Raw genomic sequence first — 21,987 nt, forward strand, 5'->3', positions numbered from 1 at the left:
ACTATTTTAGCGATCAGCAGTGCGCATTTGTGAATGTTCAACACGCCCTAATCTTGATGGTGCTCAGGATGCACTCTATTTCCAAACAACAACCCTACTCTCCTACTTTTTAGGAAAGTTCTCTCGCGCGGATAATCTTTTAACGTATGCTTTCGCTTGCTCAGGTAACGCCACCCCCAACATTTTTAGCCAATTAAATAGATGATGATAGTAGATATCAGCTAAGCTAAAGCGATCACCTGCTATATATTCTTGGCTATCCAACCAACTCGTGGCAATCGGTAGCGCGTTTTGAATATTGGTTATGCACTTCTCAGCGGTGCCCTCAGGCCAGTTCTCATAATTGTCTAATACCTTTATCTTCGTTAATATCCACACATAACTTTCAAGCTCTATCATGCCAAACGAGATGACCTGACGCAGTTTATAGTTCTTCTCGGCATAGTTATCATCGTTATGGCTAGGCGTTAGCGGTCTATCAGGATGCAAGTCATTGAGATATTCGATAATCGCTAACGATTCAGTGAAGTGCTTACCGTCATGGGTCATCGTTGGCACTTTGCCAAACGGGTTAATCGCTAAAAACTCAGGGCTTCGCTGCTCAAATTTATAAGCGTTTAATTCTTTGGTTTCATAGTCTAGGCCAAGCTCTTGTAGTGCCCAGACTACAGTTTCTGCGCGGCTAGGATGGGTGTATTTATAGAGCGTAATCACTAAAACGTCCTTTTTATAGTTGGTTAGAAATATAATTTAAAAACTTTTATATTCATATCAGATACACCTAAACGATAGCAAATCACTTAGACTATTAATATAGAATTTATGGATTAATGATAAGGACGCTACCATGACGAATGTTCAAACCAAGCCACTTTTGCAAAAGCAAGTCTCTGTCCCTGATAGCTCTAGCTCTACTGCTAGTTCTGCTACTCGCACGGTTACTTTGTCCGTATTACAAGCGGATATTACTACGCTAAAAATTGATGCTATTGTCAATGCGGCCAATTCGAGTTTGCTCGGTGGCGGCGGCGTGGATGGCGCGATACATCGAGGCGCAGGGCCGGAGCTGCTCGCTTATTGCCGCACCTTGAACGGCTGCGCCACTGGCGAGGCAAAAATAAGCCCAGCGTTTGATCTACCCTGTGACTATGTCATTCATACCGTAGGGCCAGTTTGGCATGGCGGTAATAATAATGAAGAAGCGCTACTGACAAGCTGCTATCAAAACGCGTTAGAGTTAGCCGCTGAACACAAGGTCGCTAGCCTTGCTTTTCCATCCATCAGTACTGGCGTTTATGGTTACCCAATCGACAAGGCCACTAAAGTAGCGGTAAATACGGTGAAGAATTATGTATTGGGTAAGCTAGAGTCGTCAGATAACTTTTCGGTAAATGAGATTATATTTTGCTGCTTCTCGGCTAATGATGCTGCGGTTTATCAAAGGGTTTTAGAGGCGGTTTAAAGTAGAGGCTAGAAGTCTATAACAAGCCTTTAAAAGAATCCAAACCACCACCCGCCATATTAAATAATAAGCCTGCTAAGTTAATCACTACCGTCAGATAAAAACTAATTCGAAAATCAGGCTTTTGTGACTTGTGACGCAAGTAGGTCTGCGCGACCATCGCCCCAACCCAGCCGCCGAGCACGCTTAGTAGATGCAAAGTCGATTCAGGCGTACGCCACGCGCCGCTTTGCGCAGCCGCTTTGTCCTTGGCGTAAGTGAGATAAGTAATAACGCCTAATAGTACATACCAAGCCAAGACCAGCCAGCTCAAATCACCCATCACTACTAATAATACTAATACTGCATAGAATGCCACGCCTAAAAGTAGCCTCTTCTTTTGCCCTGCTTCAAAGTCTGCTTGTTGGCTTTTCTTTGCGTTACGCTGACGGATTTGACTGTTCTTATCTGCTATTTGCTGCTGCACAAAACTGAACTCTTGTACTTGCTTGGCTTGCAAGCGTCCTTGTTTATCTTGTCCAATACTAAAGACCACTGGCTCATGGATGACAGGTCGACGCGGCGCTTTGAACTCGCTGACATGAAAGAACAGTGACTCCCCAGCTTCGGTTTCGATAAAGCCAAAGCCTTTGTCATCTTGCCACTTTGTAATTCGGCCTTGTTGTCTATTTGCCATGTTTGCGATACTCTCTTATTTGACTAGGATTAAAACTTTTATAATCGGTCACTTTTTATAATCAGTAACTCTCTACAGTTAACCTTTATTTTAGCGCCTTTACGTTACACTATTTACGCTTACATAGGGCAGTATTTCGCTTATCATTTCTTAATCTATCACCTGAATCTATTCACTGATAACAACACTCTACTTTTAACTAAAACTGGTTTTTTATTATGACTGACTCTCAAACCTCATCACAATTTATCAATCCAAACGAAGACACTCGTATCACTCATGGCAGCTTAGTCAAGCTGCATTTTGAGGTGTCATTAGAAAATGGTACGGTCATTGACTCGACCTTTAATCGTGATCAGCCGGTCAGTTTGACTGTCGGCGATGAAAGCCTGTTGCCGGGTTTTGAGCAAGTGCTGATGAATCTGCGGGCAGGCGACACCCGTACCGCGCACTTGGAGCCTGAGCAAGCTTTTGGCGACTGGAATCCAGATAATGTACAGCACTTTAGTCGTCCGCAGTTTGCTTTAGTCGCGGACAATCCTGAGATTGGTATGATGGTGGAGTTTGAGGATAAAGGTAAAAACACTTTGCCCGGTACTATTAGCGCGATTAATGACGATGAGATTGAGGTCGATTTTAATCATCCCCTAGCCGGGCAAGACGTACTATTTAAAGTCAAAATCTTTAAGGTGACGCCGCCGGGTGTGACTGGCATTCAGCTGAGTTAATCACACAAGCAACTCAAAACAATAATCAATAATCAATAATCAATAATCAATAATCAATAATCAATAATCAATAATCAATAGTCAGGATGCAACCATGCAATATGAAGTGCTGCCACAAATCGATGAAAAGGTATCGAAAATTTGTCTAGGAACGATGACTTGGGGACAACAAAACAATGAGCGCGAAGGCCATGAACAAATGGACTTAGCCCTTAGCGAAGGAGTGAACTTTTGGGACTGTGCAGAGATGTACCCCTCACCGCCTGACAAAGATAAACAAGGCGATACCGAGCGCATTATCGGCACTTGGTTTGCAAAGACACAGCAGCGCGATAAAGTTATCTTGGCCAGTAAAATGTCGCCGATGAGTTTTTTGCGAGACGGTAATAGCCGCTATAATGCCAAGCATATTAGTAGCGCTATTGACGGTAATCTGCAGCGCTTACAAACCGACTATATTGATGTCTATCAGCTGCATTGGCCTGAGCGGCAGTCGAACTTCTTTGGTCAACGCGGTTATGACAGCGAGATGTCAGCGCAATCGCTTGATGACTTAACGCCGTTTTTAGAGACCATTCAAGCGCTCAATGATGAGATCAAAAAGGGCCGCATTCGTGCTTATGGACTCTCAAACGATACTGCTTGGGGACTGATGCGCTACTTATGGGAAGCGGACAAAAACGGTCTCATCGCGCCTATCACGGTGCAGAATCCTTATAGCTTGCTCAATCGACTTTATGAGGTGGGTATGGCTGAGATTGCCCATCGCGAGAATGTCGGTTTGCTCGCCTACTCGCCCCTAGGCTTTGGGGTACTCTCTGGTAAATATTTAGGTGGCAAAAAACCAGCTGGCGCGCGGCTGACGATGTATGATAGATTCCAAAGATATATTAATGAGCAAGCGCTAGCAGCCACTGAGCAATACGCTAAGATTGCCAGCGATGCCGGACTAGATATGGCGCAGATGGCGCTCGCTTTTGTGAACTCGCGGCCCTTTGTCACAAGCAACATCATTGGTGCCACGAGCATCGAGCAGCTCAAATCAAACATCGATAGTGTTAATCTAACTTTAAGCGATGACGTATTAGCCGCTATCGAAGCGGTGCACACCCAGCAGCCGAATCCATCTCCTTAGTTCAGCTAACTAAAGCTGTTAGATTCTAAGGCTGCTAAATTCTAAAGCTATGAAGTTTACGCAAAAAGGCGCTAATCGATATGATTAGCGCCTTTGTCATTCACTTATATCGGCTCTTAGCTTAATACTCGTGCATGTAGCTCTGCGAGCCCTTCTTGCATGTGCTGTTGCAACAGATCTGTCAGCTCACTTTTGCTACGGCCTTGTGGGTCGATCGCTTCAAGCGGCAAAACATAAGCGGTGACGTTCTTAGTATCGAGTACTTTTTTTAGACTCTGCTTCATGGTCAGCTTGCCATAATAAGGCAATTCTTGACTTAAGCTGCCGTCTTTATTGACATAGGCAATCACCATCGCTCGTACCGGCACATCAGCGTCGATAGCCGCTTGCAAGAGCTTACCATGAATGCGCTTAATCTTGGAGCCATCGGTAGTAGTGGCTTCTGGAAAGAAAATAACTGAAAACCCTTGGCGCAAAAACTCAGCGATTTGCGCTGCTACTGAGCCGGCATCGCCCGAGCCGCGCTGAATAAACACGGTACCAGCCGCATAAGCAAGCTTACCGAATATCGGCCACTCGCCTATCTCCGCTTTAGATAAAAAGAAAGCCGGACTGACCGTACCAACCACCGGAATATCCATCCATGACACATGATTGGATACCCAAAGCCCATGATACTGCTGTACCGGCTCAACTTCGACAACCTTTATACCAAAAGAGCCGACCATCTTGCGGCAAAACGCTTGGATATAACGCGGTAGTTTTTCGCGCGGCGGGTTTTTAAAAGCGCCTATACGCTGTGCAGCTCGTAGACCACCTGCCATAGTGGTAGTCATACCAACAATTTGCTTACTGCGGCTAAATTGTTTTTTTAATGAAAAGCCTGGCTTAGAATGGCTCATCTGTATCCCTCATCATTGAATGTCTGTAAAAATGGCGTAAGTATAGCAAAATTCTCATAGTCAGTGACGATTTGTTCACTGAGCTTGAATGAGGGTTCTCGTTATTCACTATCTACTATAAACCTATCTTTTGTAAATCCAGTAACATAAAACTGGCGTCACTATGACAATTAGGCTTTAATAACCAGTAATAAGACCGCATATAGACTATTATCTGAACGCGATTATCCGCCTAATTATAGCCGATAATCGCGATTTATTTCCCCCATTTATAGGTGAAAATTTTTGGAATATTTTGAAAGATATGAAGGTGGCGAGCGTGCTGTTTTAGTGCACTTAGACATTCGTCAAATACAAGATCCCGATGATTTAAGCGAGTTTGAGCTACTTGTTGACTCCGCTGGCGCTCAGCGCGTGGAGCTAGTGACAGGCTCACGCTTAAAGCCAGATGCTAAGTACTTCGTCGGCTCTGGTAAAGCTCAAGAGATTGCTGAGTTAGTCAGTGCCAATGATGCTGATATTGTGATTTTTAATCATAGCCTCTCCCCCTCGCAAGAGCGTAACTTAGAAGCTTTAACGAAATGCCGCGTGCTTGACCGCACTGGCCTTATTTTGGATATATTTGCACAGCGTGCGCGTACTTACGAAGGTAAGCTGCAGGTAGAGCTGGCGCAGTTGAACCACTTATCCACTAGACTAGTACGTGGTTGGACGCATTTGGAGCGACAAAAAGGCGGTATCGGACTAAGAGGTCCTGGTGAAACGCAGCTTGAGACCGATCGTCGTCTACTACAAACGCGGGTCAATCAGCTCAAATCTAAGCTTGAAAAAGTACGTCAAACTCGCGCGCAAGGCCGTGCTCGCCGGCAAAAATCCGACGTCCCGACGATATCACTAGTCGGCTACACGAACGCAGGCAAATCTACCTTATTTAACCGCTTAGTCGATGAAAACATCTATGCCGCAGATCAGCTATTTGCGACTCTAGATCCGACTTTGCGCCGTTTAGATTGGCAAGGTGTCGGCCGTGTGGTCTTAGTCGATACGGTAGGCTTCGTGCGTCATCTACCGCATGAGCTTGTCGAATCCTTCCACGCTACTTTGGAGGAAACTTTAGAGGCAGATCTATTGTTGCACGTGATTGATTCTTCTAGCGAGGATATGCACGAGCAGATTGCAGCGGTCAAAGAGGTGCTAGCAGAGATTGATAATGATGTGCCAGTACTCAACGTCTATAATAAGATCGACTTAACGGGCGAGCCTGCGCGCATAGGTTATGCCAACGAAGGTGAGCCAAACCGCGTTTATGTCTCCTCAAAAGACAATTTAGGCATCGAAGAGCTCACACTTGCGGTACAACAGCTGATGACGGGTACTTTGACAACCTTTAATCTCACCTTGCCCTACCATGCTGGACACTTTAAAAACACCTTGTATGAGCTTGGGGTTATCTTAGAAGAAAGCTATGATGATAGCGGCCACGAGTGCTTGACCATTCGTCTGCCAAGCGAGCGTCTCAAGCAGCTATTAGGGGAAGCAAACCTGCAGCCTATGGAGGTGCTACCGTTAGCGCAAGCGACTTTACTGATGCCTATTCTTGAGCCTTTTGAGCAAAACAATGAGGAAGATTTGCAGCTGTCTGAAGATGAGTCATTAGTAGCGGAAGACTTAACCTACGAGCAGATCTTTGAGACGGATAATGAGTCTAGCGATCATACCGCTATAGATGACAACCCAAGTCCGCAAGCGTAAGAGTTAACATCAAGGTTTTAGAACCAGCAGGATAGCTGCTGTAAAGTCTGTATTAAGCAATGAGTATATTGGCCATTTTTAGGCTGATGTGCTCATTTTTTATTGTTTGTCTGTCCTGGCTCTTTTGCTATTATCACCGCGCATGAGTTTTTATTGTAAATACACCGGCCCTTAAGGTTTATTAGTCGCTCACTTCACTATATAATCAAGCGCATTGGTTGTCCCTCAACCAAAGTTTTTTACCTTTATTTCTTTTAAAATAATAGAGTAAAACTTTTACGCAATCCATCTAAAAGCCTAGCCATAGCTATTTGCGATGCTGTTTATCGATAGTTTTCGTCAGTACTTTTTATCAATAGCGTGGCGCTTGCTTTTATTCTATCTAGACTCTGTAGTTGCCGTCTTGGCAAGGATAGCTTATGAATGCCCTTACCCAAACCAAACTGCCTTTGTGGTTAGCCTTACTTTTGACGCTCGCCATGGTGGTCATAGTGCGCGAATCAGCGCTACTCCTGTGTCAGTGGGCCGGTATCGAAAAAGCCGCCAACATTGTAGGCCTCGTGGCGATGTTCGTCATTTTAGTCGTTTGGCGCTTGCTCAAAGGCTTACCGGAATGGATCACCAGAGCCAGTAACTTATTGTTAGTCGATAGCGGTTTTGCTTTTTTGCCGGTATCAGCAGGCGCTGGTATTTTATTGTTTGAGTTAGGTGATGAATTTTGGGGCGTCATGCTGACAATGGCTATTAGTACTTTGATACCGCTTTGGGGTCTAGCGATTCTAGCCAACCGCTGGTTGAGCTCTAGTGCTGACAATAAGAACAGTACAGGCCTGACAACACCCAAAGTTAGCGATAAGTCTGAGTAGCCTGCGCGGCGGAGAATTAAGATGATGTTTAGCAGTGTATTTATGGCGACTCTAGCCGCTATTTTATTGACCTTAGTCGCGCACGTGATCGCGCGTATCTTGGCCAAAAAGATCTCATGGCTGCCTATGGTCATTACCGCTTTGGTATTAGTACTGCTGTTTTTATTTATTACGCAGTGGGATTACGAGCATTATTATAGCGTTGCCAAACCAGTGTTTGATCGCTTGCTTGGCTATGTCACGGTACTGTTGGCTATCCCTTTAGCCGCCATGAATTTTAAAGGTTTGCCGGTTAAGCGCTTATCTATCATTGTCCTTATCGCAAGTGTGATCGGCGCGCTGTTACCGATGTCGTTAGCTTATCTGTTTTCACTCAGTCACGACACTTTGTTGTCCTTTGCTACGCGTTCTGTCACTACCCCTATTGGCTTGAGCGTGGCGGACTTAATCAGTGCACCGCTTACAATGGCCAACTTAATTATTATTGTTTCTGGACTGCTGGGCGGTGCCGTCGCTAGATTTTTATTTAAAAAAGTAGATGACGACAGAGCCAAAGGTTTAGCCTTAGGACTGGCCGCTCACGCGTTCGGCACAGTAGAAGCTTGGCAAATCAGCCCTACCGCTGGGCGCTATGCTGCCTTCGGTCTTGCGGTAAATGGCTTATTGACGGCTGTTTGGGTTCCTATATTTATCAGTGCTTTTAACATCTAAATTTTACCGAATAAATAATTTTGACTAAAAACCTATAGCTATCAATACAATAGGGCTAAGCAATATTTTGTGTTATAGTAAGTAACTATTATATTTTGTATTTATTACTAGTGGTTTGGTTACCATTGTAACTTTACAGAACTGTAACCTTATAGAATTTACTAATAATGCGAATCGCTATAAATGCTTTGTCTGGCTAATACATCAGTTATTGATACCATTGTTGAAGCTATGGTTAAAGCTACTGTTGAAGCTATCGTTTCGTCATTAACCGATAAAGAGTGATTTTCTTATGCCGAATACTGCCCCTTTATTGAGTCGCTGCTGGTCATCTATCTTGCTGACCTCTATCGCCCTATCCGCTGTTACCGTGACGGCACACGCTGGTAATATGTACATCTATAAGGATCAAGCGGGCCAAGTCCTCTTGACCAATGTCAGTCCGAGCGGTAATTTTGATAAATTTACCAAAAAAGTCAAAGTCACTTACTACAAAGATGCCAAGGTGCATGAAAGCAATCGCGATAACACCTATAATAACTATGGCACTAGTACCGCTAGTAAGAGCAGTAGTCGTAATGCTTATGATAGCTACATTCGCGCTTCTGCGGCGCGTCATGGCGTCGATCCTGGCTTGATGAAAGCGATGATGCATACTGAATCTGCATTTAACCCCAATGCTCGCTCACCAGTGGGAGCACAAGGTCTCATGCAGCTTATGCCAGCCACTGCCCGCCGCTTCAACGTCCGTAATGCTTGGAACCCTGCAGAGAACATTGAAGGCTCAGCGAAGTATATCGCTTGGCTGATGAAGCGCTTTAATAATAACGTGGAGTTTGCTGTAGCAGGCTATAATGCTGGCGAAGGCAATGTCGATAAATATAATGGTATTCCGCCCTTTAAAGAGACGCGCAATTATGTCAAACGGGTGATGAGCCGCTATCATAGTCTATATAAAAATGATGCTGGCGTCGTGGGTAGTGCCATGATTGCTAGTAATGCTGATAGCAATAGTGGTCTACAAAAAGTAAGCTATGGTACGAGTAGTAACGCTCATAGCGCAAGCTACGTTAACTCTGCTTTTGAGGCGTTACGTTAAGCACTTGTCTATCGTTATGGTTTATAAGTATCAGTATCTAATAGCCCATATCAACGCAAAAAGCCCATTACTTAAGTAATGGGCTTTTTTGTATTTGCTGACTTTAGAGTAACAACATACTCAAAGCTTACTTGCTAGCCGCTTGTGCAGCAGCAACTTCAGCAGCGAAATCTTCTTGTTTTTTCTCGATGCCTTCGCCAACTTCTAGACGCTTAAAGCCTAGTACTTTTACGCCCTCAGCTTTTAGTACATCGCCGACTTTTTTGTCATTGTCCATGACGTATGGCTGACGTAGTAAAGTCACTTCGTCTAGGTACTTACGTAGGCCACCTTCGATCATTTTTTCAACGATGTTGTCAGGCTTGCCAGACTCTTTAGCTTTGGCTTCGATGATATCTTTTTCACGAGCCAATACATCAGCAGACACGTCTTCGTCATTAACTGCTACTGGGTTGAATGCAGCAATATGCATCGCTAGGTTTTTACCCGTCTCTTCGTTACCGCCTTCAAAAGACACAACAACGCCGATGCGTATGCCATGACGATATGACGCTAGGTTGTCGCCTTCTAAAGTCTCTACACGGCGAATTTGAATGTTCTCACCGATTTTTTGTACTAAAGAAACGCGAGCTTCTTCGACGCTTTGGCCATCACCATAAGGTAGTTCAGAGATAGCAGCAACGTCAGTGACGTTGTTTTCGAGCGCAAGATTAGCCACTTTTTCTGCAAATGCAGTGAAGCTATCATCTTTTGCCACGAAGTCAGTCTGACAGTTTACTTCTAAAAGATAGGCTTGCTTATCGTTTTGCGCGATGACAATAGCGCCGTCAGCTGCGATATTACCTGCTTTTTTAGCCGCTTTTGCTTGACCTGACTTACGTAGGTTGTCAATAGCAACTTCGACATCACCATTGGCTTCTTGCAGGGCTTTTTTACATTCCATCATGCCAAGACCAGTACGGTCGCGCAATTCTTTTACCATTTTGGCAGATACTTTTACTTCTGACATAAGAGTTACCTTTTATTATGTATGTGAGTATTGATATGTATGGGGTACACGATACTTATATGTCTCAAGATATATCTGTGAGAGATATTTGCACGTATCTGAACACATTGAATCTTCGTCCAGCAAGTCAGTAACGTGTCAATAACAGATTAATAAACTAATAAGAAGGCATGACGAGTAAAACTTCATCATGCCTATTTTGAGCTGGTTTGAGCTTATATTTACAAGCTCAGCTTATACGCTATTAATAGCTTTATATGGGTGCCAAGCACTATAAATCAAGGCTTGCCATATCTTAGGGCTATTTATAGATCAGCTTGTGCTTCCGCTGGGTTCTTAGTAGCCGGAGCTTCTGCAGGCTGCTCGGTAGCATTGGCTTCAGCTGGTGCTTCTTGCTCAGCAGGAGCTTGCTGGTCAGCTTTGCCGCCCGCTTGCGTTTGAGCATATTCTTTACCCGCGATAACCGCATCGGCTACTGCTGTGACATATAGAGTCACGGCACGGATAGCATCATCGTTAGCAGGGATGATGTAATCAACATTATCTGGGTTAGAGTTGGTATCAACGATACCGATAACTGGGATACCTAGGTTTTTGGCTTCTTTGATCGCGATCGCTTCATGATCGACGTCAACAACAAAGATAGCGTCAGGTAAGCCGCCCATGTCTTTGATACCGCCTAAAGAGCGCTCTAGTTTTTCCATATCGCGAGTACGCTCTAGCGCTTCACGCTTAGTTAGCTTAGCAAACGTACCGTCTTCGCTTTGTTTCTCAAGATCTTTTAGACGAGTGATTGACTGGCGTAAGGTTTTCCAGTTGGTCAACATACCACCTAACCAGCGATGGTCAACGTAAGGCATGCCAGCACGCTGTGCTTGCTCACGGATAACGCCGCTTGCCGCGCGCTTAGTACCTACGAATAGGACTTTGTTTTTCTTAGCGGCTAGGTTGTTGACGTAGTTTAGCGCTTCGTTAAATGATTTAACGGTGTGCTCTAAGTTGATGATGTGAATCTTGTTACGAGCACCGAAAATATAAGGACCCATTTTTGGGTTCCAAAAACGTGTTTGGTGACCAAAGTGAGCGCCTGCTTGTAGAAGGTCGCGCATTGATACTTGAGTTGGGTTGTCTATAGCCATGATATTATCCTTGGTTGGGTTATGCCTCCATCTTACAAAAACGACCTATCTAGCGACACGCATTTGCTAAAGCGTTATTAAATAATCAAAATTATAAAAAAGCACTCAGACAAATTAATCAAATCGCCAGACACCCAGTCATCTTTTATCGTAAGATGTGTGTCATTGGTTGGTTTAAAGAATGCGCCACTTGCGAGGGACAGTTAAAATAAAATACCAAAACCGCCCTGCAATAAATAGCTGCGCTGTATTTTATCATAAAAGCAAGGGTAAGCTCTAGCACTTTGTTGCTTGATGCTTTGATTGATAGCGCTTTTTTTATAGCTTACAGAATGTACTAAAAGCCCTAAGCAAGCGTTGATCAAACTCACTCCGCATCATCAAGGTTAAGATTGCGATCGATTTGCCAAATCAAGAATGCGCCAAGGCTCATTAGCGAAAACATCGCGATACCTATTTTTAATACGGGGTTAACGGGGAATAAGTTTAATAGCAAGCCGCCAAAGATACCGACTGAAAACATCAGTGAGCCTTGCATAGCACTTGCCATACCAGCACGGGTTTTTTGAAAGGCTAAAGCGATAGCAGAAGCATTCGGCTGGGTCAATCCTAGTCCTGCAATACAGAAAAAGATGCATCCTAACACCAGCGGCAACCAAGCATCAGTACCGAAAATTAGCCCGATTATAAATAATGCAGCAGCAGAGATGACCTGCATCATCGTCCCAAAACGCAGGATACTTAGAATCCGAAATCGGTTAGTGAGCCACTGGTTTAGCTGAGTCAAGCCCACAAAACCTGCCGCGTTCATACCAAAGAGCCAGGCAAAATGAGTCGCCGATACGCCATAAGTATCCATGATAAGCTCGGAAGCTGAGCTGATATAGACGAACATCGCGCCCATTAATAAGCCGCCGCCTATGGCAGGATAGTTGAACCTTGGATCTTTTAGTAAGTCCCAATATTGACTCAGCACTTCTTTGGCTGGGCGAGCATTGCGATTTTCTTCGCTTAAGGTCTCAAAGAAGAAGAACTTGGTTAGCAGTAGATTGAGCATGCCAAAAGCAGCCAAAAACCAAAAGATAGAATGCCAATCAAAAAACTGTAGGAATAAAGCACCAAGCGAAGGCGCTAAAATTGGTGCCAGACCCATCACTAATATCATGATAGAAAAAGCCTTTGCGGTTTGCTTCGCTGTCAGCCTGTCACGAATTGCCGCTCGCGTCACTACAGCGCCAACACAAGCGCCAAGCGCTTGCACAGTACGGCCTGCAAATAAGACATATTCACTGCTTGTCGTAGCACAAACTATGGATGCGACAACGTAGAGCGCCATGCCAAAATAAAGCGGCTTGACGCGGCCGACGCGATCACTCAGTGGCCCATAGATCAGCTGACCAAAAACCAAACCAACAAAATATGCCGGTACGGAGTTGGCCATAAAAGCGGTCGATACACCAAAGTCATCTGCCATAGCAGGCAGTGCGGGCAAATACATATCAATAGATAACGGCCCTATCGCCACAATAAGCCCTAGCATCATAATCCAAGCTACCGGTAGCTCTGATGAGCGTACTCTAGTAGCGGCGGCTTTTTGACGAGCAGCCTTTTTGTCATTTGTGACATTGGGTTTTGGAGCAGACATAGTACGTACCGTTTATGATTATGGTGTGAAAGATAGGTTTATAAGGTTAAGGATAGTATTTACCAATAAACACTATTACGCAAACAAAGCAGCAGACAATCCTATATCGGACTGTCTGCTGCTTTTTCAATGGAGTGATAATACTTAAAGTATACCGCTCACATAATCTTTACGATAGTAAGCTCAGTATAAAAAAAATCAGCGGAACTGGGATGAATGTTACGCAGCCTCTGTCAGCGTAGACACAGCACTCTAAGAAAACCTTTATTCGTTTCACGCTAAGCTATTTTCTTAGCTACGGGCCTAAACGATTAGCGGAATTGACGTTTAGCGAACACCGTGCTCGCTTGTTTGGCTTTTCTAAGCGCAAGTTTGCGATTACGACCAAGCATCAGCTTGATTTGCCACATTTTTTCTTTATATAGTACTAGTGCTGGCTGGTGATGCATGGCATTGATAACACGTTTGCTTGCCAGCACCGCATCAGGGGAGCGCTCTACTAGCTCTTCGGCTAGCTTTTGCGCGTGCTCAAGAGGCATCTCAGTACAATGACTGACTAGGCCCAGCTCTTTACCTTCAGTGGCATCCACGATACGCGCAGTCATCGCCATCTCTTTGAGTACGTCTTCACGCACGACACCAAGCGCGGACTGAGTCAAGCCCATATCCGGCACTAAACCCCATTTTGCCTCCATAATCGATAGCTTACAATCAGGGTGGCTGATGCGTACATCACAAGCCAGTGCCAGTTGCATGCCAGCACCGATGCAGTGGCCTTCTAGTACTGCAATCACTGGGACAGGCAGATCACGCCATACCAAACAGACACGCTGAAACAGGCTTTGTTTCGGCTTAATTAGCTCCCACATCGCATATAGCTGGTTTTTTGGATTATTCAAATCCCCTAGGTCGATACCGGCGCAAAAAGTACCTTCGCTACCCTTTAATATTACCGCTCGTAAGCTTGTGTCTTTGCTAATATGGCCTGCAACACGAATGAGCTCATCCACCATCTGAAAGCTCAGAGCGTTTTTTTTCTGCGGGCGACTCAAAGTGACAGTGGCTATGTTTTGACTGACACTGACGTGTAGCGTTTGGTATTCATAAGCGGCGATGGCGTGCATGTTAGTCCCTTAAATAGTGGTCGACAAAGTGAACCTTAAAGTGAAAGTTAAAATGAATTTTCATCATAGCAGTGTTATCTCAAAGCTACCCTAGCAATAACTGACTATCCATTCAAATCATCTTCCAGTTCATATCGTTTTCGCTTAGACGGTGATAATTGAGCTCAGAATAAGGCGATAAATCTAGCTTTTGTAGATTATTGAGTGCGGTCATTAAGTCTTCATAATAAGGCTGTAGCATGGCAAACTGTGCAGGTGTGGTATGTTGTACGTTTAACAAGCACTTATCTTCTAGGTTTTGACTGGCAAGACGCAGCTGCGGGACGCCAGTATAGCGACTAGCTCCTAGGATACGGTGAGCAATCTGCGCAAGTATATGACGATCTTTTGCTTGCCAAGCTTGAGCGAGCGCTTCTCTTTCATCAGCGATAGTATCGAGCATCATGATGATAAGCTTCGCTGCCAGATCTGGCTTATTCGCTGAACGGGTCAATGCATCTTGCCAGTCCAAAATATCAGATCTGACAGTGGCGTTTGTCGTAGAGGGCTGCTCTAGAGGTAGTAGCTGCCGATCCGTTGCATAGCTTTGATTTGGTTGCAAATGAACATCAGGCTCTAAAGGACTTTGTGATAGTTTTCTTTGATCGAGATGGTTATAACGAGCTTGAGTACTATTACGCCCGTAGCCTTGAGCTGCCTGAGTATCCGGTAGGTTGTCACGTAGCGTATCGTGTACATTATCACGCAGATAATTATCGCGAATTTTCTTTAGCGATAGCGGACGCAGCATTTTTTTATTGTTTTTCTTGGGGTGTAGCTGGGTTTGTTTACCCTCATTATTGTCTTGATCGCTTACCTTTAACTGAGTGTCATTGGCATTATTGGCACTCAAATCGGCCAAACTCGAATCCTCTATATTAGTGTGCGCCAGCTGAGTACTCGTCGCCATATGCTTGGTTGCGGCGCGCCCTAGCCATTTTTGTAGCACTTGTAGTAACTGCGGCTGGCTAATAGGCTTACCGACATAATCATCTATACCACTAGCAATAAGGCGATCGCGCTCATCAGATAGGCCGTGAGCCGTCAGCGCAATAATAGGAATATGACTATCTGCTGCTTCTATTTTTCGGATCTGTTCGGTAGCCTCTCTTCCTGACATTCGCGGCATTTGGATATCCATAAATATCAGATCGATGTCATGATGAGTGGTCGTTGCTTTTTCTGTTGCGGTTTTTTCAGTGCTTGACTTCAATAAAGATGGCGCATTACTGAGCTGCTCGCGCGCTTCTGCTTTTGAGCGCTGAGTCTTACTCGATAAGCTTTGAGTGGCACTTTTGTTATTGGCTTTGGCTTGCCTAGCCTGCTGTTTACTGATCAGCTCTATCGCTTCAAAGCCACTATTGGCAGTGATGACATGGATACCAAGCTCGCTTAAAAGCGCGTCCAATACCAAAAGGTTAGGCAGATGGTCATCGACAGCGAGTACCGTGATTCCCTGCCAGCGCGGCTCTTGCACTTGTACTAGCGCTTTTTTATTTTGAGTGTCTAAAATAGCGTAGAGCTGGCGCTTATCCAATGGCTCATACAAGATATCGGCATGATAGCGATTTAGCAGGGCTTGATCAGCCGCCACTTGGTAGCCAAATACCGCCAGCTTACCTTGATAATGTAGCCTGATTTGCTTGAGTAGCGCCATCATATCATCTTGGTTATCGTTATCAACGATCACCCAATCCCAATAGTTATCTTGCTCTTTTAGCGATTCAAGCACCCCTGGCAAGGAGTTGGCTTGAGTCAGCTTGATAGGAAGATTCTGTAGGCTGGCTTTGAGCACTTGTAGGGAGGCGGTATGATTGATCCACACCAGCATATGAAACTCGTCGCCCGCTCCCGCTAGCGGTGCAAGCATAGGTAGCGAAATGGTGTTTCCGCTTGCCGCCTCTAACACATCAACGTGGGTTGGCATTCTAAACCAAAAAGTCGCGCCCTTATTAGCGATATTTTCTTGTGCATTGTCATAAAAACCAATGTCACCGCCCATCAGCCGAGTCAACTGTTTTGAGATAACAAGCCCAAGTCCAGTACCACCATACTGCCGAGTAATAGAAGGGTCACCTTGACTAAAGCTTTGGAACAGCATATTTTGGTCGGCCTCTGAGATACCTTTACCACTATCTTGCACACTAATCATTAGGTAGTTATCTTGATAGTCGTCCAAGCTGACGCGCACGACCACATCGCCATTATCAGTAAACTTAATGGCATTACCTACTATATTGGTCAGTACTTGCTTGAGTCTTAGAGCGTCCCCTACGATCTGCATAGGCACATCATTATAGAACAATACCGCCATCCGCAAGCCTTTTTCAGCAGCGACAGGAGACAACATATCGACCACATCATAAATAGTGCTGTAGAGATCAAACTCGTGACGATCAAGCACCAGCTTACCTGCTTCTATTTTGGAGAAATCAAGCACGTCGTTGACCAGCGCCAATAGATGCGCCGAGGACTTGCGAATAGTCTGCACATATAGGTCTTGCTCAGTATTAAGCTCGCCATGACGAGCAAGTAGATTAATAAAGCCGTCAATACTGTTGAGCGGGGTGCGCAGCTCATGGCTGATATTTGCCAAAAATGCCGACTTGGCTTGACTGGTGGATATGGCAGCGTCACGGGCATTACGAATCGAGATGTTTTGCATTTCCATCTCATCAAAGGCTAGGCGCAAATCATCTTCGGTCTGTTCGGCGTGATTTCTTAGTTCCTGAAAGCTGCTATGTAAGCGGCGCAAAGTTCTGACTAGATCTTGCTGTAGCAAATTTAGCTCGCCGTTAGACTCGGTCAAGATAGGCTTATATAAATTATCAACGGTGGTACGCTGCAGCTGTAGTCGCAGCTCATAAATAGGGGCGATCCAGCGCTTGGCATAGATATTGAGGCTAAGCAGTAATATCAAAATAGTAAGCAGACCGGTAATCGCTAAGGCCATAACGATACGGTAACGCGCCAAATATAGCGGCTCATTATCCATATCGATGAGCAGCCACAGCCTTTGAGCGGCAGAATCACTTAGAGGTAATCCATAAGCGGTGCCTATGGCGGTAGGCTGCTGCATCATAACGCTCTTGGCAGGATTAATCTGCGGCCACTGTTCTTCTACGCCGTAACCGACACTTGCTAAGACTTGATTACTCTCATCGATAATAGCGATACGCTGCACATGCTGCTCTGACTGTATATTGCTCAGCTTTTCTTGTATGGCAGCGAGCGTTGTTTGAGTTTCTAGCGAGTTGGTCTGCGTAGCCGCTAAACCCTGAGACTGCTCTAGTAACTTTGGCGCAATCTCAGCGATAGTCGGCTTATAGCGAATGAGCACCGCCTCAGCCAAGGCTTGCTGCTCAGAGTTAGAGGCGCGCATGGTCTCATAAAACACCAATATGCCGCCGACTGCGGCTAGGATACATATGGGTAAAAACACCAGTAGAATCAACTGACCGTAAGCGCTACTCGTATCAAAGCGTTTTTTATATGCCATGCTAAAAATAAACTCCAACGACTCTATAGGTCACTTCAAAGGAATGGATCGAATGGTTGCTAGGACAATTGAGATAATAAATTCCATTTTAGCAGTATTCTTAGCGTCTCTGTGAATCAATCCTCCTGCCCCTTAATTTGCTCCTTAATTCTCATTTGGTCACAAGTAATTAATGATGCGCTAAGCGTAGCCAAAAACAAAATGATATAATAAGGCCAGTTTTTATTCACGCTACATTTTATTAGCTTTGCTATAGCGTTTTGGCGATTAGCCACAGCCAGTAGCAAGCTCATTATTCACTATACCTTTGCCTTAACACTAGCCAATAATATGAGCTAAAACACTTCAAAATAGCGCTCATTGCAACATTAACTTTTATTATAATAGGATGCCCCATGTCGTCTACCGCCAACGCTAATTTTATTACTCAAGTCACACAGCTTGCCGATTGCGTGGGTCAGACACCGCTGGTCAGGTTGCAGCGTTTACCTGCGCAAGAAGAGGTGACTGACAGCACCCAACTGCTTGCCAAGCTTGAAGGCAATAACCCAGCAGGCTCGGTAAAAGACCGCCCTGCCTTTAATATGATCTATCAAGCAGAACAGCGCGGCGACATAAAGCCTGGTGATATGCTCATCGAAGCCACTAGCGGCAATACTGGCATTGCCTTGGCGATGGTTGCGGCTATGCGCGGCTATCCGATTACCCTATTGATGCCTACCAATTCAACCCAAGAGCGTAAAGACGCCATGGCGGCCTACGGCGCTGTGTTGATTGAAGTCGATGAAGGTATGGAAGCGGCACGCGATATGGCTTTACAAATGCAAGCTGATGGCAAAGGTATAGTGCTAGACCAGTTCAACAACCCGGATAACAGTCAAGCGCATTATCTCACGACTGGCCCTGAATTATGGCAGCAAACGGGCGGTAAAATTACCCACTTTATTAGCTCTATGGGTACCACCGGCACCATCACTGGCGTCAGTCAATATCTAAAAGAGCAAAATCCTGATATCCAAATCATCGGTCTACAGCCAGATGAAGAAGCGTCTATCGCTGGTATTCGTCGTTGGCCAGCTGCTTATATGCCGGGCATCTATAATGCTGACTTGGTCGATGAAGTTATGGATGTCGATCAAAAAATCGCTGAAGTCTATATGCGTAAGCTTGCCAAGCTCGAGGGCATCTTTGCTGGTGTGTCCTCAGGAGCTGCAGCTTGGGCTGCTGTGCAAGTTGCCAAAGCCAATCCGGCTGCGGTGATAGCCTTTATCGTTTGCGACCGCGGCGATCGATATTTATCAACTGGGTTATATAACGTTAATGATGCTGATGATAGTGCTTCAGCTTAAGAGTGTTTATAGCATCGCCTGTTATAGCCGACCAATTATAGCGCTAAGCGCAATTATAAGTGCCATCAGGACTATTTATGAGCCAAGCCCTACCCGCTAATCCCGTCTTAGTATTCGATATCGAAACCATCGCTGATACTGAGGCGGCCCGTCGTATCTATCCACAATTGGCGAGTCTCAACGATGCTGATACTTTAAGTGCGCTGACGGCTATTCGCACCCAAGAAGCCGGGCATGATTTTATGCGCCTGCCCTTACAGCGTATCGTCTGTATCTCCGCTTTATATATCAAAGACGGTCAATTCTCTTTATTTTCCTTAACAGCGAATAGTTTCAGTGAGAAAGAGATACTAGCAAAGTTTTTCCGTGCCTTTAGCGATTTAGAGAAGCTACCACAGCTGATCAGCTGGAATGGCTCAGGTTTTGATATTCCTGTACTTATTTATCGGGCTATGCAATATGACCTCTCAGCGCCTTGGTTATTTGAAGAGGGCGAGCGTATCAAAAACATGCGCTTCAACAATTATGTCAATCGCTTCCAAACTCGGCATTTGGATCTGATGGATCGGTTTAGTCAGTATGGCGCCTCTCGACGTGAAGCGATGGATGTGGTCGCTAGTCTCTACGGTCTGCCGGGCAAGACGGATGTCGATGGTAGTATGGTTGGGGAGCTGGTCAGTAATAAGGAATGGCAGACGCTATCGATATATTGCGAGTCCGATGTAATGAACACTTGGCTGATATACTTGCGCTGGCTGCGCTTGACTGGACAGCTCTCCTCCACAGGGTTTATAGAGTGGCAACAGCAAAGCCGCGATTATCTGACCGGCTTTACGCAAGCCGATGGGCGCATGCGTCATCAAAGCTTTCTTGATGAGTGGTCATTACCTTCTTAGTGACGCTAAGTAAAAGTGATGCTAACTAAGATATCAGCTATCGGCCGTATTTATTAGTCTCATATTTATTAACCCAGTACACCCATTTTCAATTTTTACTTATTTTTATCATTTATTGCTAAGGCAGGTTTATGCAGCCCACCGACGATCAGAACACTAAGAACAATGTTAATAGCAGTGATGCTACTGCTCAGACTCGCTCTAATAAAAGAGACAGCAAGGCGATTATCACCCCGCCTAATAAAAAGAAATCGAAACCGTCCTCAAAGACTCGTCGGCGCTTAAAAGATGCACCGCCAGTACCTTTTACTATCGACGGTCTTTCTCATGATGGTCGCGGTGTAGCCATCTATGGTAATGGCTTTGGCGCAGATAAGGGTCACCTTGAAGATAAGCATGGCAAAAAAGTCTTTGTCAGCTTTGCTTTGCCAGGAGAGAGCGCCTTAGTCAAGCTGACCAATAGCCGAGCCAGCTTTGAGGAAGGCGATGCTATAGAGGTTACTGCCAACCCCAATCCAGAGCGCGCAGTGCCACCTTGCCCGCACTTTGGCGTCTGCGGCGGCTGTAACTTGCAGCATTGGCAACCAGATAGTCAGATCAGCTTTAAACAGTCCGTGCTGGCTGAGATGCTCCAGCATCAAGCTGATGTGCAGCCGGAGCAGTGGTTAGAGCCGGTGGTTGGCGATAGATTAGGATATCGTACGAAGGCTCGTCTTGGCGTGCGCTATGTCGCCAAAAAAGAAACCGCGCTAGTTGGCTTCCGTGAGCGTTCAAGTAACTTTTTGGCTGAGCTAAACGAGTGTCACATTTTAGATCCGCGTATCGGTTTTGAGATTGAGAATTTAAAGACGCTAATCAGTAAACTCGAAAGCCGTGACAAGATTGCCCAGCTTGAGCTGGCGATGGGTGAGTATATTCCTGAGCTACCCGATGGTACACAGCCGGTAGCGCTGATTGTCCGTCATCTAGAGCCCTTATTAGATGCCGATATCGATAAGCTAAAAGCCTTTTTTGCCGCGCGCAATTGGCAGTTATATCTACAATCTAAAGGCGTCGATAGCATTCAGCGTATCGCTTTAACCCCAGATGACGATATGAGCGAGCAGTTTGGCCGTTTATATTACCAGTTGCCTGAATATGACTTAACTTATGAGTTTATTCCGACCGATTTTACCCAAGTCAATCTATCGGTAAACAGACAAATGACGAAGCTGGCTTGTGATCTATTAGAGCTCAAAGCTGGCGAGCGCGTGCTAGATCTGTTTAGTGGCTTAGGTAATTTTAGCTTACCATTAGCGCGTTTGGTCGGCGAGACAGGCTTGGTGATTGGCGTGGAAGGCAGCGCGGAGATGACTTTACGAGCCGCTACTAATGCCAAGCGCAACGGTCTTGATAACACGGAGTTTTATAGTCAAGACTTGACCCAAGATTGCACAACTGAGCCATGGGCCAACCAAGGCTTTGATGCGCTGCTTGTCGATCCGCCGCGTTCAGGCGCTTGGGAGATTATGCAGTATCTACCTAAGTTCAATGCCCAGCGCATCGTTTATGTCTCCTGTAATCCGGCGACGCTTGCCCGCGATACTAAGGCATTGCTTGAGCAAGGGTATCGACTGACTCATGCAGGGGTTATGGATATGTTCTGTCACACCGGTCATGTGGAATCGATTGCTAGGTTTGAAAAAGTATCTGCGTAATCACTTGTTTTGCTAAGTCTATTAAAGCGCCCGGGTTATATTCTATGGCGTAAAGATTATGTTTACGAGTAGCAATATTACAGAGCTCAACTTGAGTTATAGCAGCAAACTGCGATAATAGTCGTGACAGCTATCATAAAATTGCTAAGGTTTTGCAACAGCTATTTATTTAATTATCATTTAGTCTATATTCAAGCACTCTTGAATGATTTGCTTTAACTGCCACTTAACTAAATGCTAGTAACTGATGCTAATAACT

18 protein-coding genes are annotated in these 21,987 nt (G+C 45.2%); 10 read left to right on the forward strand and 8 right to left on the reverse strand.

Features of this window, described 5'->3' with window-relative positions; all coding sequences use genetic code 11:
* Positions 1 to 102: 102 nt before the first annotated feature.
* Entirely contained in the window at positions 103 to 714 is a 612-nt protein-coding gene (locus tag I3248_RS12185) for a glutathione S-transferase family protein (RefSeq protein ID WP_238062579.1), read from the reverse strand.
* A gap of 133 nt (positions 715 to 847) precedes the next feature.
* On the opposite strand from I3248_RS12185, the gene I3248_RS03540 reads away from it, so the two are divergent.
* Positions 848 to 1,462 carry an O-acetyl-ADP-ribose deacetylase gene (locus I3248_RS03540; protein ID WP_238062580.1) on the forward strand — a complete coding sequence of 205 codons (615 nt, stop codon included), beginning with the start codon at positions 848 to 850 and terminating at the stop codon, positions 1,460 to 1,462.
* Between the two features lie 16 nt (positions 1,463 to 1,478).
* Here the strand turns inward: I3248_RS03540 and I3248_RS03545 are convergent, their stop codons facing one another.
* Positions 1,479 to 2,138, reverse strand: coding sequence for a DUF1294 domain-containing protein (locus tag I3248_RS03545; protein WP_238062581.1), 660 nt, complete (start codon positions 2,136 to 2,138; stop codon positions 1,479 to 1,481).
* 218 nt (positions 2,139 to 2,356) lie between these two features.
* On the opposite strand from I3248_RS03545, the gene fkpB reads away from it, so the two are divergent.
* On the forward strand, positions 2,357 to 2,866 hold the full coding sequence (gene fkpB, locus I3248_RS03550) for an FKBP-type peptidyl-prolyl cis-trans isomerase (protein WP_025646527.1): 510 nt from the start codon (positions 2,357 to 2,359) through the stop codon (positions 2,864 to 2,866).
* Positions 2,867 to 2,960: 94 nt separating this feature from the next.
* The gene (locus tag I3248_RS03555; RefSeq protein WP_201610914.1) at positions 2,961 to 4,001 is read left to right on the forward strand and encodes an aldo/keto reductase; all 1,041 of its coding nucleotides are present in this window, start codon (positions 2,961 to 2,963) and stop codon (positions 3,999 to 4,001) included.
* A gap of 116 nt (positions 4,002 to 4,117) precedes the next feature.
* Here the strand turns inward: I3248_RS03555 and I3248_RS03560 are convergent, their stop codons facing one another.
* Positions 4,118 to 4,903, reverse strand: a complete 786-nt coding sequence (locus tag I3248_RS03560; protein ID WP_025646525.1) for a lysophospholipid acyltransferase family protein — start codon at positions 4,901 to 4,903, stop codon at positions 4,118 to 4,120.
* 285 nt (positions 4,904 to 5,188) lie between these two features.
* On the opposite strand from I3248_RS03560, the gene hflX reads away from it, so the two are divergent.
* The 4 genes from hflX to I3248_RS03580 all read left to right on the forward strand — a co-directional run bounded on the left by hflX (position 5,189) and on the right by I3248_RS03580 (position 9,331).
* Positions 5,189 to 6,655 (forward strand): ribosome rescue GTPase HflX, encoded by a 1,467-nt coding sequence (gene hflX / locus I3248_RS03565; protein ID WP_201610916.1) that lies wholly within the window; start codon positions 5,189 to 5,191, stop codon positions 6,653 to 6,655.
* Between the two features lie 419 nt (positions 6,656 to 7,074).
* Positions 7,075 to 7,521, forward strand: a complete 447-nt coding sequence (locus tag I3248_RS03570) for a CidA/LrgA family protein (protein WP_238062582.1) — start codon at positions 7,075 to 7,077, stop codon at positions 7,519 to 7,521.
* 21 nt (positions 7,522 to 7,542) lie between these two features.
* On the forward strand, positions 7,543 to 8,232 hold the full coding sequence (locus I3248_RS03575) for an LrgB family protein (protein ID WP_037059469.1): 690 nt from the start codon (positions 7,543 to 7,545) through the stop codon (positions 8,230 to 8,232).
* Between the two features lie 292 nt (positions 8,233 to 8,524).
* Complete coding sequence (locus I3248_RS03580; protein WP_025646521.1) at positions 8,525 to 9,331, forward strand: lytic transglycosylase domain-containing protein; 807 nt, start codon at positions 8,525 to 8,527, stop codon at positions 9,329 to 9,331.
* A gap of 127 nt (positions 9,332 to 9,458) precedes the next feature.
* Here I3248_RS03580 and tsf read toward each other — a convergent pair whose 3' ends face one another.
* The 5 genes from tsf to I3248_RS03605 all read right to left on the reverse strand — a co-directional run bounded on the left by tsf (position 9,459) and on the right by I3248_RS03605 (position 17,786).
* Positions 9,459 to 10,340, reverse strand: coding sequence for a translation elongation factor Ts (gene tsf, locus I3248_RS03585; protein WP_238062583.1), 882 nt, complete (start codon positions 10,338 to 10,340; stop codon positions 9,459 to 9,461).
* A gap of 305 nt (positions 10,341 to 10,645) precedes the next feature.
* Positions 10,646 to 11,479: a 30S ribosomal protein S2 gene (gene rpsB / locus I3248_RS03590; protein ID WP_238062584.1), complete on the reverse strand. Its 834-nt coding sequence runs from the start codon at positions 11,477 to 11,479 to the stop codon at positions 10,646 to 10,648.
* Positions 11,480 to 11,846: 367 nt separating this feature from the next.
* Positions 11,847 to 13,124 (reverse strand): multidrug effflux MFS transporter, encoded by a 1,278-nt coding sequence (locus tag I3248_RS03595; protein ID WP_238062585.1) that lies wholly within the window; start codon positions 13,122 to 13,124, stop codon positions 11,847 to 11,849.
* Positions 13,125 to 13,435: 311 nt separating this feature from the next.
* On the reverse strand, positions 13,436 to 14,248 hold the full coding sequence (locus tag I3248_RS03600) for a crotonase/enoyl-CoA hydratase family protein (protein ID WP_238062586.1): 813 nt from the start codon (positions 14,246 to 14,248) through the stop codon (positions 13,436 to 13,438).
* A 112-nt stretch (positions 14,249 to 14,360) separates the two neighbouring features.
* The gene (locus tag I3248_RS03605; RefSeq protein WP_238062587.1) at positions 14,361 to 17,786 is read right to left on the reverse strand and encodes an ATP-binding protein; all 3,426 of its coding nucleotides are present in this window, start codon (positions 17,784 to 17,786) and stop codon (positions 14,361 to 14,363) included.
* A 395-nt stretch (positions 17,787 to 18,181) separates the two neighbouring features.
* On the opposite strand from I3248_RS03605, the gene cysM reads away from it, so the two are divergent.
* The 3 genes from cysM (at position 18,182) to rlmD (ending at position 21,728) form a co-directional block, all read left to right on the forward strand.
* A complete protein-coding gene (gene cysM, locus I3248_RS03610) occupies positions 18,182 to 19,135 on the forward strand; it encodes a cysteine synthase CysM (protein WP_238062588.1) in 954 nt (317 codons plus the stop codon).
* 77 nt (positions 19,136 to 19,212) lie between these two features.
* Positions 19,213 to 20,031 carry a 3'-5' exonuclease gene (locus I3248_RS03615; RefSeq protein WP_238062589.1) on the forward strand — a complete coding sequence of 273 codons (819 nt, stop codon included), beginning with the start codon at positions 19,213 to 19,215 and terminating at the stop codon, positions 20,029 to 20,031.
* A 131-nt stretch (positions 20,032 to 20,162) separates the two neighbouring features.
* A complete protein-coding gene (gene rlmD / locus I3248_RS03620) occupies positions 20,163 to 21,728 on the forward strand; it encodes a 23S rRNA (uracil(1939)-C(5))-methyltransferase RlmD (RefSeq protein ID WP_238062590.1) in 1,566 nt (521 codons plus the stop codon).
* Positions 21,729 to 21,987 lie beyond the last annotated feature (259 nt).

The sequence above is a fragment of the Psychrobacter sp. Ps3 genome, from assembly GCF_022129275.1.
GTDB classification, from domain to species: domain Bacteria; phylum Pseudomonadota; class Gammaproteobacteria; order Pseudomonadales; family Moraxellaceae; genus Psychrobacter; species Psychrobacter submarinus.